Annotated in this window: 19 protein-coding genes and 1 pseudogene; 8 read left to right on the top strand and 12 right to left on the bottom strand. The window is 71.2% G+C overall.

Annotated features, from left to right (window positions below; translation table 11 throughout):
- Positions 1–65 precede the first annotated feature (65 nt).
- On the top strand, positions 66–953 hold the full coding sequence (locus tag IF28_RS0122310; RefSeq protein ID WP_030223307.1) for a hypothetical protein: 888 nt from the start codon (positions 66–68) through the stop codon (positions 951–953).
- 377 nt (positions 954–1,330) lie between these two features.
- Positions 1,331–1,954 carry an HAD family hydrolase gene (locus IF28_RS0122305; RefSeq protein WP_030223304.1) on the top strand — a complete coding sequence of 208 codons (624 nt, stop codon included), beginning with the start codon at positions 1,331–1,333 and terminating at the stop codon, positions 1,952–1,954.
- Here IF28_RS0122305 and IF28_RS0122300 read toward each other — a convergent pair.
- Positions 1,939–2,208 (bottom strand): hypothetical protein, encoded by a 270-nt coding sequence (locus tag IF28_RS0122300; RefSeq protein ID WP_030223302.1) that lies wholly within the window; start codon positions 2,206–2,208, stop codon positions 1,939–1,941. The two genes, IF28_RS0122305 and IF28_RS0122300, sit on opposite strands and share 16 nt — an antisense overlap.
- 164 nt (positions 2,209–2,372) lie before the next feature.
- On the opposite strand from IF28_RS0122300, the gene IF28_RS40280 reads away from it, so the two are divergent.
- Positions 2,373–2,756 carry a cold-shock protein gene (locus tag IF28_RS40280; RefSeq protein WP_030223300.1) on the top strand — a complete coding sequence of 128 codons (384 nt, stop codon included), beginning with the start codon at positions 2,373–2,375 and terminating at the stop codon, positions 2,754–2,756.
- Between the two features lie 4 nt (positions 2,757–2,760).
- Here IF28_RS40280 and IF28_RS0122290 read toward each other — a convergent pair whose 3' ends face one another.
- From IF28_RS0122290 to IF28_RS0122275, 4 genes are all read right to left on the bottom strand, one after another.
- Positions 2,761–3,618: a 1,4-dihydroxy-6-naphthoate synthase gene (locus IF28_RS0122290; protein ID WP_030223297.1), complete on the bottom strand. Its 858-nt coding sequence runs from the start codon at positions 3,616–3,618 to the stop codon at positions 2,761–2,763.
- Positions 3,605–4,315 carry a futalosine hydrolase gene (locus IF28_RS0122285; RefSeq protein ID WP_078621333.1) on the bottom strand — a complete coding sequence of 237 codons (711 nt, stop codon included), beginning with the start codon at positions 4,313–4,315 and terminating at the stop codon, positions 3,605–3,607. Before IF28_RS0122285 ends, IF28_RS0122290 begins: the two co-directional genes overlap by 14 nt.
- A 23-nt stretch (positions 4,316–4,338) precedes the next feature.
- A complete protein-coding gene (locus tag IF28_RS0122280; protein WP_234325321.1) occupies positions 4,339–4,839 on the bottom strand; it encodes a DUF2771 domain-containing protein in 501 nt (166 codons plus the stop codon).
- A gap of 153 nt (positions 4,840–4,992) precedes the next feature.
- On the bottom strand, positions 4,993–6,429 hold the full coding sequence (locus tag IF28_RS0122275) for an MFS transporter (RefSeq protein WP_030223288.1): 1,437 nt from the start codon (positions 6,427–6,429) through the stop codon (positions 4,993–4,995).
- Between the two features lie 353 nt (positions 6,430–6,782).
- Between IF28_RS0122275 and IF28_RS0122270 the strand changes: the two genes are divergently transcribed.
- Entirely contained in the window at positions 6,783–7,688 is a 906-nt protein-coding gene (locus tag IF28_RS0122270) for a DUF3027 domain-containing protein (protein ID WP_030223286.1), read from the top strand.
- Between the two features lie 54 nt (positions 7,689–7,742).
- On the opposite strand, the gene IF28_RS37955 is transcribed toward IF28_RS0122270, so the two are convergent.
- The 3 genes from IF28_RS37955 to IF28_RS0122255 form a co-directional block, all read right to left on the bottom strand.
- Complete coding sequence (locus IF28_RS37955; RefSeq protein WP_030223284.1) at positions 7,743–8,000, bottom strand: hypothetical protein; 258 nt, start codon at positions 7,998–8,000, stop codon at positions 7,743–7,745.
- Positions 8,001–8,174: 174 nt separating this feature from the next.
- A complete protein-coding gene (locus tag IF28_RS0122260) occupies positions 8,175–9,044 on the bottom strand; it encodes a helix-turn-helix domain-containing protein (RefSeq protein ID WP_030223282.1) in 870 nt (289 codons plus the stop codon).
- 242 nt (positions 9,045–9,286) lie between these two features.
- On the bottom strand, positions 9,287–9,718 hold the full coding sequence (locus IF28_RS0122255; RefSeq protein WP_078621331.1) for an ATP-binding protein: 432 nt from the start codon (positions 9,716–9,718) through the stop codon (positions 9,287–9,289).
- Positions 9,719–9,878: 160 nt separating this feature from the next.
- On the opposite strand from IF28_RS0122255, the gene IF28_RS0122250 reads away from it, so the two are divergent.
- The 3 genes from IF28_RS0122250 to IF28_RS37945 are packed head-to-tail and all read left to right on the top strand — an operon-like array spanning position 9,879 to position 11,175.
- Positions 9,879–10,763 (top strand): helix-turn-helix domain-containing protein, encoded by an 885-nt coding sequence (locus tag IF28_RS0122250; RefSeq protein ID WP_030223277.1) that lies wholly within the window; start codon positions 9,879–9,881, stop codon positions 10,761–10,763.
- Entirely contained in the window at positions 10,760–10,969 is a 210-nt protein-coding gene (locus IF28_RS37950) for a DUF397 domain-containing protein (RefSeq protein ID WP_078621329.1), read from the top strand. The genes IF28_RS0122250 and IF28_RS37950 overlap by 4 nt, the downstream gene beginning before the upstream one ends.
- The gene (locus IF28_RS37945) at positions 10,966–11,175 is read left to right on the top strand and encodes a DUF397 domain-containing protein (protein WP_078621327.1); all 210 of its coding nucleotides are present in this window, start codon (positions 10,966–10,968) and stop codon (positions 11,173–11,175) included. The genes IF28_RS37950 and IF28_RS37945 overlap by 4 nt, the downstream gene beginning before the upstream one ends.
- Here the strand turns inward: IF28_RS37945 and IF28_RS0122245 are convergent.
- The 3 genes from IF28_RS0122245 to IF28_RS0122235 form a co-directional block, all read right to left on the bottom strand.
- Positions 11,119–12,150, bottom strand: a complete 1,032-nt coding sequence (locus IF28_RS0122245) for a fatty acid desaturase (RefSeq protein ID WP_063829349.1) — start codon at positions 12,148–12,150, stop codon at positions 11,119–11,121. The genes IF28_RS37945 and IF28_RS0122245 overlap by 57 nt on opposite strands.
- Positions 12,151–12,347: 197 nt before the next feature.
- Entirely contained in the window at positions 12,348–13,355 is a 1,008-nt protein-coding gene (gene dapF, locus IF28_RS0122240) for a diaminopimelate epimerase (RefSeq protein WP_030223270.1), read from the bottom strand.
- A gap of 203 nt (positions 13,356–13,558) precedes the next feature.
- Entirely contained in the window at positions 13,559–15,046 is a 1,488-nt protein-coding gene (locus IF28_RS0122235; protein WP_078621321.1) for a Fic family protein, read from the bottom strand.
- An 80-nt stretch (positions 15,047–15,126) separates the two neighbouring features.
- Here IF28_RS0122235 and IF28_RS40275 point away from each other — a divergent pair.
- Positions 15,127–15,322, top strand: a pseudogene (locus IF28_RS40275) (DUF397 domain-containing protein).
- A 75-nt stretch (positions 15,323–15,397) separates the two neighbouring features.
- Here IF28_RS40275 and IF28_RS0122225 read toward each other — a convergent pair.
- Positions 15,398–15,541: M23 family metallopeptidase (locus tag IF28_RS0122225; protein ID WP_030223264.1), on the bottom strand; the 144-nt coding region annotated here is incomplete at its 5' end.

Genomic DNA, 15,541 nt, shown 5'->3' with positions numbered 1-15,541 from the left:
GGCGTGCCGGGAGTTGGTAACGTCGGGCGACGGTGTCGAGGCGCATCCGTCCCGGAGGGGACATCGTGGGAATCGAGAGCGACCAGGTCGTCTACGAGTATCTGGGCCGCGTCGGCGACGTGGCCCAGCAGCGGCAGTTGCCGTCGGCGGCGCGGATGCGGCTGGTCGCCGAACTGCGTGACGAGATCGACCGGCGCAGGGCGAAGGCGGTGGTCGACTCGCCCGCGGCGGTCCGCCGCATCATCACCCGCCTCGGCACGCCGACGGAGGTCGTGTCGGCGGCGGAGCCCACGTCGGGGGACGAGCCCGCGCCGCAGGCCGCCGCGGTGCCGGTGCAGCGGGAGAAGCGGGAGCCGCGGCCTCGCCCGGTCGACGTTCCGTCGCCGCCGCACCGGGCCGGGACGGACGAACTCGGGGACAGTTCGGCACAGCCCGACTGGTGGCGGGTGGACAGCAGTCCGTTCGGGGCCGGCGACGAGGTGCCGGGTTTCGTCGGCGGTGTCGAGATCCCCGAACTCCTGAAGCAGCCCCCGGCCGCGAAGCAGGACGCCCCGGTCCCTGCCGCCGAGGAGGAACCCACCGCCTCCCCACGCCGCCGCCTGCTGCGCCTCCCCTCCAGACGCTGGAGCAACCCGCTGCTGCTGCTCGCGGCCGTGCTGCTGATCGTCGGGATCGTGATCGACTGGCGGGCGCTGGTGCTGGGCTGGCTCATCGTCTACGCCTCCCGGCGCCTGACCCGGGCCGAGATCAAATGGGCGGTGGCCGTCATCCCCGGCCTGGCCCTCGCGGGCGGCGGGGTGTGGCTCTGGGGACGGACCCGGGGCCGCTGGGGCGCGGACATCCCCGAGGGCCAGATGAACGCGGCGATGGCGGAAACATGGCCGTGGGTCATCCGCGCGGCGGCACTGGCGACGGCGGCATTCCTGATCTGGCGCTCCCAACGCGACCGCTGACCCCAGCCCCTCCTTTAGCCCCGGCGATTCTCACCCCCTCCGGTCTCTCAGCCCCTCCGGCGTTTGAGGAGCGGGGGTCCGGGGGCAGCGCCCCCGGGGGACGGGAACGGGAAGGGGCGGCGGGGGCGATCAACTCCCCGGGCCGGGCGAACGCTCACGGCGCTGGCCAGGTGCCGCTGCGCCCACCCGTGCCGCCCCAGCGGCACGACTGCCCGCAGCTGCGGGGGAGGGGCCGGCTGCCCGGGGGGCGGTGCCGGCGGCGCTGGCTGGGTGCCGCTGCGCCCACCCGTGCCGCCCCAGCGGCACGACTGCCCGCGGCTGCGGGGGAGGGGGCGGCTGCCCGCAGCTGCGGGAGGGGGTGGGTGACAATGGCCGGTATGGCCATCCGCACCGCGCCCACCGTCGGCTTCGACCTGGACATGACCCTCATCGACTCCCGCCCCGGCATCCGCGCCTGCTACCTCGCCCTGGCGGACCGCACCGGCGCGTACATCGACGCCGACCTCGCCGTCAGCCGCCTCGGCCCCCCGCTCGCGGACGAGCTGATCAACTGGTTCCCGGCCGAGCGGATCGACGAGATGGCGGACCTGTACCGGGAGCTCTACCCGGCGTACGCCATCACCCCCACCCCCGCCCTCCCCGGCGCCCGCGAGGCGATAGCCGCCGTACGCGAGGCCGGCGGGCGCGCGATCGTCGTCACCGCCAAGTACGAGCCCAACGCCAAACTGCACCTCGCCCACCTCGGCATCGAGCCGGACGCGGTCATCGGCGACCTGTGGGCCGAGCAGAAGGCGCTGGCGCTGCGCGAGCACGGCGCCACCGTCTACGTCGGCGACCACCTGGGCGACATCCGCGGCGCGCGGACCGCCGACGCGCTGTCCGTCGCCGTCGCGACGGGCCCGTACGGCACGGAAGCGCTCCGTGAGGCCGGCGCGGATGTGGTCCTCACCGGCCTGACGGAATTCCCGCAGTGGTTTTCGGCCCGTTACCGCGGCGACTGACCGGAAATCTGTCCCGCCCGGGCCCGCCGCCGTCCCTCCGCGACGGAACGCAGTACTCCCGCGCCCGCCACCACGAATCCGACGGCCATGAGCATGCTCAGTCCGAACATGTACGTCGGAAAGGGCGTCGTACCGAGGAACAACGGGGCCACTGTGACCAGTGTGGCCACGGCACCGACGAAGAAGACGATGGCACCCGCACGGACCAGACCGTCACCGGGCGCGCTGGAATTCACTTGGGTTTTGTCACGCACCGGACCAGGGTAGTTCCCTGCGCGAAGGAACAACCGGGTGACGTCTTGTCACCTGCCTGAAGACCATTAGCCTTGGTACCGGCGGGTCATCGGGCCCGCCCGAGTGCTATCACGAGCCGTTTTCCCGAGCAGTTTTCCCGACGAGTACGAGGACGAGGACAGACGTGCCCACCGGCAAGGTCAAGTGGTTCAACAGTGAGAAGGGCTTCGGCTTTCTCTCCCGTGACGACGGCGGCGACGTCTTCGTGCATTCCTCGGTCCTCCCCGCCGGAGTCGAGGCCCTCAAGCCGGGCCAGCGCGTCGAGTTCGGCGTGGTCGCCGGACAGCGCGGCGACCAGGCCCTCTCCCTGACCATCCTCGACCCGACCCCGTCGGTCGCGGCGGCCCAGCGCAAGAAGCCCGACGAGCTGGCCTCCATCGTCCAGGACCTGACGACCCTGCTGGAGGCCACCACGCTCTCGCTCGAGCGGGGCCGCTACCCCGAGCGGGCGGCCGGCAAGAAGATCGCCGGCCTGCTCCGCGCGGTGGCCGACCAGCTGGACGTGTGAGCGGTCAGGGAAACCGCAGCGCGTCCGGGCCGAGGGCCGGCACCAGTCCCTCGGCCGCCGCGCGGGTCAGCAGCCCCCGTACGGCCGCGTAGCCGTCCTCGCCGAGTCCGGCCGTGAACTCGTTGACGTACAGCCCGATGTGCTGGTCGGCGACGGCCGGGTCCATCTCCTGGGCGTGCTCCATGACGTACGGGCGCGACACCTCGGGCTCGTCCCACGCCATCCGTACCGATGTGCGGATGGCGTCGGCGAGCCCGGTCAGGGTCTTCTCGCCCAGCGACCGCTTCGCGATGATCGCGCCCAGCGGGATCGGCAGCCCCGTGGTCCGCTCCCAGTGCTCACCCATGTCGGCGAGCCTGTGCAGCCCGTACTCCCGGTAGGTGAAGCGCGCCTCGTGGATGACGAGCCCCGCGTCCACCTTGCCGTCCCGCACGGCGGGCATGATCTCGTGGAACGGCATCACCACGATCTCGCCCACCCCGCCGGGTACGACGTCGGCCGCCCACAGCCGGAACAGCAGATACGCCGTCGACCGCTCGCTCGGTACGGCGACCGTACGGCCGGTGAGGTCCACCCCGGCCTCGCGGGTCAGCACCAGCGGCCCGCAGCCCCGCCCCAGCGCGCCCCCGCAGGGCAGCAGCGCGTACTCGTCGAGGACGTACGGCAGCACCGCGTACGACACCTTCAGCACATCCAGCTCGCCGCGCTCGGCCATGCCGTTGGTGATGTCGATGTCGGCGAAGGTGACGTCGACGGCGGGCGCGCCGGGGACGCGGCCGTGGGCGAGGGCGTCGAAGACGAAGGTGTCGTTCGGGCAGGGGGAGTAGGCGGTCCGCAGCCGCTGCTGCTCAGGCGTGGTCATCGGGGTGGTCATGCTGAATCCAACTCTCCAGGACGGGTGCGAGCTTCCCGAAGCCCGCGGTGAGGGCGCTCAGGGCGTCGCCGATGCGCCAGGCGGCACGGTCGCGCGGGCCGACGGGGTTCGACACCGCCCGCACCTCCAGCACCGGAAGGCCCTGTGCGACGGCCGCCTCCGCCACACCGAAGCCCTCCATGCCCTCCGCGAGGGCGTCCGGGTGCCGGGCGCGCAGCTCGGCGGCGCGGGCGGCGGTGCCGGTCACGGTGGAGACGGTCAGGACGGTGCCCGGGCGGGCGCCCGTCACCCGGACGGCCTCCCGCACGAGGGACGTCGGCGGGTGGTGTGCGACGTGCCCGAAGCCCAGCTCGGTGACCGGGAGGAAGCCGTCCGCGGTCTCGGCGCCGAGGTCGGCCACGGCGATCGTGCCGGAGACGACGAGCGAGCCGACCGGCGCCCCGGGAAGGAAGCCGCCGCCGATACCGGCGCAGACGACGAGACCGTAAGGGGTGCCGCCGAGCGCGGCGGCGGTCAGCGCGGCGGCGGTCGAGGCGGCGGCCGCGGCGGGGCCGACACCGGCGGCCAGCAGATCGCACCCGCCGCCCGTGCGGACCAGCGTCGCCCCGGGAAGGCGCACCTGTTCGGCGTCCCCGGGGAACGCCTCGGCCACCGCGTCCCGTTCGACGGGGACCGCGGTGGCCACGAGAACGCGTGCCGGTGACGTGATCAGTCGTCCGACTTCTTCAGCCGGAAGGACCACAGACCCGTGGCGGACTCCTCGCCCTCCTTGATCGACACGAGGGTCGAGTCGCCCTGGGCGCCGTACTGGGCGTTGAAGAAGACGCTGCCCGGGATCTCCTGGTAGGTCTTCTTGCTGGACTCGACCAGCGGCTGACCGTTCATCAGGATGGTCCAGCCGTTGTCGGCGATGTCCGGGTCGACGCCGAAGCGGACGGTCTTGGTGGGGTCGACGGTGATCTCGTCGATGTCCTTGTCCTGCAGGCACTTGTTGAGCGACGCGGTGTTCAGGGCCTCGCCCTCGCCACCGCAGGTGGCCTCCGAGCTCACCGAGTCGGAGCCCACCGTGATGGTGGCGATCGGCGTCGGCTTGTCACAGGCGGCCAGGACGAGAAGTCCGGCGGATACGGCGCCGGCGACGGCGACGGCCCGGCGGCGTCGCACAGCTCGGTGACTCGAGGCGGCTGCGCCGCGGGGCAACGTGGTCATGGCGAAAGGTTATCGGGCAGCCCCGCCCCTCTCCCCACGTGGGGGTACGGCGTGGCCGGAGCGTTACGCCACTCGCGCCGGCTGCCCGCGCGGGGGCCAGGGCCCCGTCCGGAGCACATCGCGGCGCTCGGACGCGCGCAGGCCCGTCGACCGCTAGGCCACCCGCGCCCGCCCCGCGTTCCCCTGGCGGGCCGAGCGGATCAGGCCCCGGACCGTGGTCAGCCACCCCGTGGCGACGATCGCCGCGCCCACGGCCAGGCCCAGCGGGCCGATGAGGGGCATCGCGATGCCGACCGCGCCGCCCAGCACCCACGACATCTGCAGCAGCGTCTCCGAGCGCGCGAACGCCGACGTCCGGACCTGTTCGGGCACGTCCCGCTGGATCAGCGCGTCCAGCGACAGCTTGGCCAGCGCCTGCGCGAACCCGGCGATGGCGGCGAGACACGCCACCAGGACCGCCCCGAAGAACGCGGCGGCGACGATCGCCGCACCCGCGACACACGCCACCACCGTCACGATGATGATCTCCGGGGCGCGGGACCTCAGCCACGCCCCGACCGCCGTACCGAGCGCGTTGCCCACGCCCGCCGCCACGCCCACTATGCCGAGCGACACCGCCGCGCTCTGACCGGTCATCGGGTGCTCGCGCAGCAGGAAGGCCAGGAAGAAGATCAGGAAGCCGGTGAGGCAGCGGATGGAGGCGTTGGCGCCGAGCGCGTGGGTGACGGCCGGACCGACCGTACGCAGACCGGGGCGCTTGTCCTGGGACTTGCGGTGCGGGCCGTGCAGATGCCGTTCGTCGGCGGCGAGCAGGGCCACGTCCTCGCCCTTCGCGGAGTCCACCTTCGGCGGCAGCCGGAACGACAGCAGCATCCCCGCCACGAAGATCGTGAACGCCCCGTAGAGCGGCCAGCGCGGCCCGATCTGCTGCAGTCCCGCGCCGATCGGCGCGGCGATCCCGGTCGCGAGGAGCCCGCCGAGGGTGACCCGGGAGTTCGCCTTCACCAGGGAGAACGCGGGTGGCAGCAGCCGTGGCACGACCGCGCTGCGGACCACCCCGTACGCCTTCGACGCGACCAGTACGCCCAAGGCGGCCGGATACAGCTCCAGACCGCCGGTGACGACCGCGCCGGACAGCACCAGGGCGAGCAGCGCGCGGGCCAGCATCGCGCCGGCCATGGCGGCGCGGCGGCCGTGCGGCAGGCGGTCGAGGAGCGGGCCGACGACGGGGGCGAGCAGGGTGAAGGGGGCCATCGTGATGGCGAGGTAGAGGGCGACACGGCCGCGCGCCTCGTCCGTCGGCACGGAGAAGAACACGGTGGACGCCAGCGCGACCGTGATCATGACATCGCCGGCGCCGTTCACGCCGTGCAGTTCGATCAGCTTGCCGAGCCCGGACTCCCCGGCGCCATGGGCGTGCGTCGCCCGGCGGATGCCCCGCGCGGTGCCGGTCACCGGCAGGTGCAGGGCACGCCCGAGCGCGCGGAAACCGCCGCGCGCCCGGTTCGTACCGAAGCGTCGGCCGCTGCCCCTGACCCCTTTCGGCCCACCGGTCCCGGTGGCGCCCTGGGGTGTCCTCGCGGTAGCCACGACGTCATAGTGCCCCGACAAGCCGGTGTGTAGTGCCGTATCGCCGGGGACGCTGCCGCGGTTCCCGCTGTACGGCGCAACGTTTCGGGGGTGTCGTCCGGACCGGGCCTGCTCCCGGACGGTATCCCCGAGGCCCCGAAACCGGCGCGCGGGAGCGGTGGAACAACCGTCGGTGTAGGCCCAGCGCACGGGAACAGGTAGCGTGCGTATCTCAGCCATCCCGCAGAATGGATGGAGGCGCGCCCGAGCACGTCGCGGCGCGGACGTCGACGCGGTCACACTGTCCGCTCCGTCCGCCCCCCGCGCTGGGGAGTGGCGCACTCGTGAGACGGCGTAGGAGAGAAGCGATACCTGTGAGCGCAGCGACAACGCGAAGCCGCACCCCCGACCGTCTGTGCGCCGAGGCAGTCGACCTCGCGCGCACCGCAGCCGAGGAGGCTGCCGCGCCCGGGGTCGTGGGCGAGCACGAGGGACTGATCTCCGAGGGCGACCGCGTCGTCACCCACTTCTTCGGCTGCCGCGAGCCCGGCTACCGCGGCTGGCGCTGGGCCGTCACCGTCGCCCGAGCCTCCCGCGCCAAGATCGTCACGATCGACGAGGCGGTGCTGCTGCCCGGCCCGGACGCGGTCCTGGCACCCGAGTGGGTGCCGTGGAGCGAGCGGCTGCGCCCCGGCGACATGGGACCCGGAGACCTCCTGCCCACCGACGCCGAGGACCTGCGCCTGGAGCCCGGCTTCACCGGCGAGGAGGAGCCGCCGCCGAGCTCAGCCGTGTCCCACGAGATGGCCGACCTGGTGGAGGCGGAGGACGCCGAACTCACGCTCGGCACCCCGGCCCATCTGGCGATGGCCCCGGCCCGCGGCACGATCGCGGCGGTCGCCGAGGAACTCGGCATGCGCCGCGCCCGCGTCCTGTCCCGCTACGGCCTGCACACCGCCGCCGACCGCTGGGAGGACGACTTCGGCGCGAAGACCCCCATGGCGCAGGCGGCCCCCGCCTCCTGCGTGTCGTGCGGCTTCCTCACCCCGATCGGCGGCTCCCTGGGCCAGGCGTTCGGTGTGTGCGCCAACGAGTTCTCCCCGGCCGACGGCCGTGTCGTCTCCCTGGCGTACGGCTGTGGCGGCCACTCGGAGGCCGCGGTCATGCCGAAGCCCCCGCAGCCGCCCCCGCCGGTCGTCGACGAGACCCGCGTCGACCCCTTCCCCCTCCACCCGGCCCCGGAGGACGACACCCCCTCGGCGGAGCCGGGGCACGCGTAACGCGGTCCGGGGGCGGCACGGATCAGCCGCGCACCGCCCCCGCGAACACACTGCTCACTGGTCGTCGAAGATCTCTTCGGCGACCGGGGCGGTGACGGCGCGCCGGAGCCAGCGGCTCAGGGCTTCGGGGTCGGTGCAGCCGGTGATGCGCTCTCGGGCGTCCTCGGAAACGTCGATGCCACGTTCCTCGAGTACCGTCAGGACGTTTTCGGCGAGGGCTGCGACGAGGGCTTCGGCGCGGGCTTCGGCGCGGGCTTCGTCCCGGATCTCTTCGACGAGGTAGGACTTGTAGAAGGAGAGGTCCACGGCCACCAGGTTCCTCCAGAGGTGCTTGGCCGGGTGCTTGCCCAGGCCCTGTGGGCCCTGACGGGCCGGGGGATGTCGACTCCGAGGAAGCGTGAGACGCGGCTGAAGAGTCCGGGGTCGTGCTGGAAGATGCGGTGCATCGCCTCGTGGGGCGGCTTGACCATGGGTTTCCTTGTGGCGTCAGGGGTGGCTGACGGCTGCGGTGCGGCAGGCGCGGCAGTGGGTTTCGGTTCCGGGGGCGCGGAAGGCGTGGTCGCAGCCGTCGCAGTTGCGGAGTGGGTGGCGTACGGGCAGGGGTTCGGCCGGTGTGCGGTACGGGGGCAGGGGCGGGAGGCCGTCGGTGAGGCGGTGGGCGAGGAGGGCCGCGGGGCGGTGGAGGGGTGCGTCGGGGAGGTTGGTGGTCAGGGCGTGGCGTACGGCGGTGGGGGTGACCTCGCGTTCCAGCCAGGCGGCGACTCCCGGGGCCAGGTGTTCGGTGTCCGTCGCGGAGAGCAGGAGGCGGGGGTCGTGGCGGCGGAGGCCGGCGAGGAGGTCGGTGGCCTGCTGGAGGAGCGCGGGGGCGGGGTAGCCGGGCCGGGGGACGGCGGGCAGGGCCTTGCGGGGGCGTTTCGCCGTCGGCCGGGGGCGTGGGGCGGGGCAGTCGACGGGGGTCGTCTCACGCCGGTGGCCGGGCTGGTTGCAGGAGGTGGTGCGGGTGATGATGCGGCCGGTGGGGGTGCGGACGCGTTCGCGGCGGAGGTAGCCGTAGGTCTCCAGCTCGCGCAGGGCGTCGCTGATGCGCTTGGTGCCTTCCTTGAAGCGGGCGGCGAGGCTCTTGATGTCCACGGGGGCGCCGGCGGGCAGCGACTGGATGTGGCAGCCGAGGCCGATCGCGAGCAGCGACAACTCGGTGTGCTGGGTGAGGTGGTTGCCGATCACCACGAAGCGGGTGGTGTGGCGCCTGTTCTCGTGGATGACGCCACCGGTGGTGGTGCGGTGACGCGATCGGGGCGGGTTGCCGCCGGGGGCTGACTGGGAGCGCGGGGGAGCGCTAGGGTTTTGGGTACCCATTTGGGAAGCTCCTCTTCCTGGGTGGTCAGGCCCTCGCACCGGGATGCCAGTCCCGGCGGGGGCCGAAGTCTTTTCGGGGGGTGTGCGCTGAGCGTAAGGGTGCTGGGGGATCGAAAATCCAGCTGAGCCGGTGATGTTCACCCGCCCGAGTGACGACACGCCTCGGGCGGGAAAGGGTGGGGCTTGGTGGGGTGCTTTCCCCCAGAGTTCTTGTTCTGGAAGGCGCCGACGGCACCGGAGCTTCAGAACTCGGGTTCCGGTGTCGTAAGCCGCAGTTCGGCCCAGACGGTCTTGCGCGGGAAGCGGCCCTCGGTCACACCCCAGCGGTCGGCGAGCGCTTCGACCAGCAGCAGGCCCCGGCCGGACTCGGCGTCGGGGGAGGCCGGTTGTAGACCGGGGAGGAGTTCGCCGCGCGTGTCGGTGACCTCGATACGGAGGGTGTCGGCGACGACGTAGAGCGTGAGCCGGAAGTCCCGGCCCGCGACGCGGCCGTGGGTCGCCGCATTGACGGCCAGCTCCGCGATGATCTGGCGGGCCGGGTCCACGGGCAGCCCCCAGGAGCGCAGTTGTGCTGCCCCCAGGCACCGGGCTTGGCGGGCGCCGCATGGCGTGGGGGAGAGCAGCACGCTGAAGTTGCGGACGGGGGTGACGGGTTCGGCGGTTTGCTGATTCACATCACTCAACATGGCCGGATCTGCGTACCTTGAGTGGTGACTTAGCGCATGCGTACGGTCACTGTCCGGTGGTTGTCCGGTGCTGTCGTGGCTGTTCCGGCGGTTGATATGGGCAGGACGCCGGGTGCGTCACGAACCCACGACGAGGGAGAGGTGCGGCATGACGGCGGTCGAGACGGAGACGGAGACGGGGCAGCTCAAGACCGAGGCGGACGAGCCGGGTTGGGAGGTTGACCCGGACGATGAGTGGGGCGTCGCGGTCATCACGACCGTCGGACGCCAGCTGAAACTGCGCCGTGAGGCGATGGGGATGCGGGCCGCCGAGTTCGGCCGGATCGTCGGCTACGGCGAGGACATGGTGTACAAGATCGAGGGCGGCAAGCGCATCCCCCGCGAGGAGTTCCTGGACAAGGCGGACGAGGTCCTGGACGCGGGCGGGCTGATCGCGGCGGCCTGGGAGGACGTGAAGAAGGTCCGGTACCCGAAAAAGGTCCGGGCGCTGGGGAAGTTGGAGGGCAAGGCGGTTGAGATCGGGCTGTACGAATGCAACATCATCCCTGGCCTATTGCAGACGCCAGAGCATGTGCGGGCCTTGATCACAGCAGCACAACCGCCGTACTCGCTCGATGACGTGGAACGCATGGTGGCCGCCCGCCTGGCTCGACAGGGGGTCTTCGAACGCGACCCTGCCCCCTCTGTCCACTTCGTAGTGGAAGAGGCGCCACTGCGCCGACGGATTGCGGGCACAATGGCATGGCGACAGCAACTCGAACACCTACTGGAGGTGGGGCGGTTGAACCACGTCACGCTCCAGATCATGCCGACGGACACTGAGGCCCATCCTGGTCTGGATGGCAGGATCGAGTTGCTGAAGTTCCCGGATGGCACGGCTGTGGGACGTGCCGACGGCTTGTTCAACGGCCGCCCGGTGTCTGACCCTCGGCAGCTTCGTATCCTGGAGCTGCAATATGGCACTATCCGGGCACAGGCCCTCTCGCCGAGGGAGTCGTTCACCTTCATCGAGAATCTGCTGGGAGAGACATGACGCGCAATGCCTCCGCCGGGAAAGACTCCGAACTGGCGTGGTTTAAGAGCAGTTACAGCGGTGGTACCAACGGCGAGTCCTGTGTCGAGATCGCCACCGTCCCCGGCACCGTCCACGTCCGTGACTCCAAGACCCTCGACGGGCCGAGGCTGGCCCTTGCTCCTGGGGCCTGGACACAGTTCGTGGCTTTTGCCTCGGGCTCATGAGCCGCGGCGATGCGGTTGCGGTCGCCTCCGAGCCGGCGTGGTTCAAGAGCAGCTACAGCAGCGGCAATAACGGCGAGTCGTGCGTCGAACTCGCCGTTACCCCCGGCACCGTCCACGTCCGTGACTCCAAGGACACCGCGGGCCCCCGTCTAGCCTTCGCCCCCGGCGCGTGGGCGCGTTTCGTCCCGTACGCCTGCGAAGGCTGAGCACACTGCGCGGTCTGCCCGCAACTTCGGCAGCGGGCGGACCATCTGGCGGGCACGAGCGGCCCCGGAGACCGGGGCCAGCGCCCGGCGGTGACGGCGGAGCACCGCCGACTCGCCCAGGAGCAGGGCGTGCGGTCGGTATGCGGGGCCGCACAGGGCGCGCTCCAGCGCCGGGAGGTAGTTCCAGCGCACCGAAGGATGCGCGGAGTGCGCGAAGTGGTACAGGTCGCCGTAGGGCAGCCAGGTGCCGCGGGCCAGCAGGGCGAGGAGCGCGTTGCGCGGATACAGGCGCAGGCAGCGGCCTGCCTCCACGGCGACGGGCGGCCCGGTCACCGGCTCGGGGTCGAACCAGCGGTGTTCGACGAGCAGCGACATCCAGGCGAGCTGCGGATAGAGGAGCAGCCGGGGCAGTACGAAGGCGAACACTGCCGCCTCCCAGCCAAAGACCACGGCGACAGCCCCCGTCACCGCCACCGGGCCGGCCGCCCGCAGCCGCCCGGCACCCGCTTCCCGCCACAGGCCGCTCAGGCCGCGCACGGTGCCGTGGACACCAGTCGGGGTGAGTGGGTGGATCAGGGCGAGCACGTACCGCACCACCGTTGCTCCCGGGCGTAGTCCGGCCGCGTGCAGTTCGGCCAGGTTCGGATCGGCACCGGCGATTGTCGCGTTCGGATGGTGCTCGCGTACGTGCCGACGTCGGCGTACGGACACGGGGACGAAACCGAGCGGGATGTGCACGGCCGCCTCGGCGAGCAGTGTGTTCAGCCGGCCCCCGCGTACCAGCACGCCGTGCACCGCGAAGTGGCTGACCTCCTGGAGGTGGCGGAATTTCACCGCCCCCGCGAGCGCCGCGACCGCGTACCCCCAAGGGCCGTCGTGCACGGCCACCACGCACCACCCGGCGAACTCCAGCCAGTGGCCCAGCAGCAGGAGCACGGGCGTGACGTCGTTCAGTCGCTCACGCTGGAGCCGCATCACCGGACGGAGAGAGTCCGGGGTGTGCCGCCCCCGAGCCGGACTGAACCACCACCGGTCCGCTTGCCGCAGAGCGATCCCCACCGCGATGGCCACCAGGCCAGCCGACAGCGCCCCCAACGTCATCCCCTCCCCTTCGTCCCCGCCGGAAGCGGCACGGGGCGGAGCCGGCCATCAGGACGGAGCCGGGCCGGCGGTCAGACCTCGGTCGGGTGCACGCCCGCCTCGTGCAGCACCTTCATGTTTTCCCGGCTGAGCTCCGCGAACGCGCTGATTTCCGCCATGTGCGCGGCACCCGCGTACTCCACCGGGCCGTCTCCGAGCAGTACGGCCGGGTCGAGTTCCGCGTCGAACAGGAGAGTGGCGTTGCCCTCCAGCACCGGCTGCCACACATCACCGACCGTCCGGAGGAAGCTGCGCGCGACACCGCCGGGGTTCCGCACGGTCACCGGCCGCTCCGGGTCGACCAGCCCGAGCCGGGACAGGGTGGCGCGGGACGCCGCGATGCCGGAACCGCACGACGGGGTCAGGCCGGCCCCTCGCTCGTAGGTGTGGATGAACACCTCGTCGTCGGACAGCGGCAGGACGAAGGAGAGGTTGGCGCCGATCGGGAAGACGCCCGGTGAACCGGCGACGCGCCGCCCGGTCTCGATCAGTTCGGCCTCGTCGTACGCGTCGATCACCGTGATCAGGTGCGAGTTCGGGACCGCTACCGCCGTCACGTGCCGCGAGGGGTGGAAGGCCGGAAGGAGTCGGTCCACATACTCGCCGCGGGGTCCGGCCTCCGCCACGATCGGGTCGCCCGGCGCGAAATCGACGGCGGGCAGCTCCACCGACACCTGCCGTACACCGTGGGACGTGCGGCCCCGGTCACGCACGGTGAAGGAGTACGGTCCTTGCTCCACGACGACCGAGTCCGCGTGGTGCCGGTCCAGCAGTATCCGGCCCGCGCACCGCATCCCGTTGCCGCAGAGCAGCGCCTCGGACCCGTCCGGGTTGTAGAACCAGGCCCGCGCGGTGCCGTCGCCGTGGTCGGCCACGAAGTACACGCCGTCGCCGCCCAGTCCCCGCTTGCGGTCGCACAGCAGCCCGACGGCCCGGGTCAGCTCGTCCGCCGTGGCGAAGTGGTCGAGCGGCGCACCGTCCACCACGAAGATGTCGTTCCGGGAGCCGTGGGCCTTGAGGATGAGGATGTGCTGATTCACATCACTCAGCGTGGCTGGATCTGCGTGCCCTTCTGGTGACTCGGCGCATGCGTACGGTCATTGTCCGGTGGCTGTCCGGCGCTGTCGGGAGTTGTTCCGGTGACCTGCGAAGTCTGCGAGGGGTGCTTGGGCCTCGTGAGGCACAACGGTGAAGGAGCCACGGATGTCCCGTCGAGGTGCCTGCTGTCTGCGGGGCCCGGCACTCAGGCCAGGTCTTCCGAGAAGCGACTGATGGCCGTGCTGAGCGTGGTGTCCACAACCTGGTGCACTTCTTCCCAGCGCGTCTCCGCGTCATCGGTGTAGATGAGCGTGACGCTGTCCGGTACGTGCGGATGCTCAAACACTCTGTACAGAAGTGCGGGTGCGCCATTCTCCGTGTCCGACGAGAGAACCTCCGCGAAGACGGTCAAGGCCAGAACGCCGGTTTCACCGCGCCCCACCTTCTGGATGGTGGTGATGAAGCGCAGCAGGCTCCCGCGCAGTCTCAGATGGAGACGAACCCACCAGGATCCCTCGCTGAGGTTCGAATAGAAGTCGGCCAGGCGTGCCGCGTGCACCAACTGGCCATGCCAGTACTTCGCTTTCGGGTCCGGCGGGGCCGCGCGGTCCACGCTCGCATATGTGGAGGGGTCGAACTCCCGGTAGGCGTCCTGTACTTGATGAGACGTGGTTTCCAGGAAGCGGGTGAGGCGTTCGTGGAGGGTCGTAGCCAGTGCACTCGCCGCCTGGCCCTTGAGTGCCTGATCGGCTACCTCGCGGGCTTTCAGACGTGAGGCGTAGGCGCGGGCCACGGCGACCGCACCCGACGATTCAGGCACAGGTGTGAGCGGAGCCTGAAGCTCCGAGCGAAGAGCCTTCTCCTCGATACGGGCGAAGAAGCGGACCAGTGCGCGAAGGTCGCCATCGTTCGCCTCGTCCAGAGCGGCGATGTATTCGGCTCGCTGAATCCGGTCCACAGCAATTGGGGCGTATTGCCCACGCTGCAACGCGAGGAGGGTCAAGGCGCGGGCGACCCGGCCATTTCCATCCGGGAACGGGTGGATCTGGATAAAACGGTGGTGCAGCCAGGCTGCGCGTACGAGAGGGTGCTCGTTCGAAGTCTCTGCGTACAACTGCACGAGACGCTGCATTTCGCTGTCCACGTGCAAGGTGGGCGTGCACTCGATCACGGCGCCGTCTGATCGAGTGATCGAGTTGTCCAGTTCCTTCCATGCGCCGGGTGCCAGCGGCAGGCGAACGGTCCTGCCGAACTGGTCCCGCCCCTCGTAATGCGGCTGGTGTCGCACGATGAGGGTGTGCAGCTCGCGGATGAAGTGAATCGAGAGTTCCTGACCCGCCCTTGCCCACTCGACGAGGAATGAGAGTGCCTCGAACTGGTCCTTGATCACGGACAGTGTGCTCTCGGAGACCTCGCCCTCCGCCGAGGCGACCTCGGTGGTGAGTCCCTCGGCCACCAGGGCCTCCGTGACACCCCAGCTCATGTCGTACAGGCGTTCGATGATGCCTGTCTCGATGGCATGCCGCCGCAGTCGGCGCTTCAGGGAGGCCTCCACTTCCTCCGGGGACGCGGAGGCCTGTACCGCCTTCCAGGCAACCTGAAGGGCGTCCACTGAGGCCAGGCGGGCAGCGATTTCCCCATTGAGGTGGGGGAGGGCTTCGATGGGGCGCCATGGGATGCGCTTCTCCGACATGTTCGGAGTTTACGCGTGGCTGTAGGTGTGATGCTTGGTTGATTCCGGGCGGGCGCGACAGGCGGTGCGGTCGTTTGGGGCTGCTTGTTTCGGCAGGCGTCACCGCTGGGGCCGCCTCCGAACGGCGCAGATACAGCGACGGCAATTACTCCTGTGTCGAACTCGCCCACCCCCGGCACCGTCCACGTCCGTGACTCCAAGGACACCGCGGGCCCCCGTCTCGCCTTCGCCCCCGGCGCGTGGGCGCGTTTCGTCCCGTACGCCTCCCGGGGCTGAACGCGCGACGCGACCCCGAGGCGGCGCGGGGCCGCTTCTCGGGGTCGCTCGGGTGGTGCCGTGTGACCGGGTCGGTCAGAGGTTGACGCCGTGGGCGCGCAGGAAGGTCGCCGGGTTGATGGCGGAGCCGTAGTTCGGGGTGGTGCGGATCTCGAAGTGCAGGTGGGGGCCGCTGGAGTTGCCGGTGTTGCCGGACAGGGCGATCTTCTGGCCGGTCTT

The sequence above is a fragment of the Streptomyces sp. NRRL WC-3626 genome, from assembly GCF_000718785.1.
Taxonomy (GTDB): domain Bacteria; phylum Actinomycetota; class Actinomycetes; order Streptomycetales; family Streptomycetaceae; genus Streptomyces; species Streptomyces edwardsiae.
Note: the sequence above shows the minus strand (reverse complement) of the source record. Positions and strands in the feature narration are given on the sequence as shown.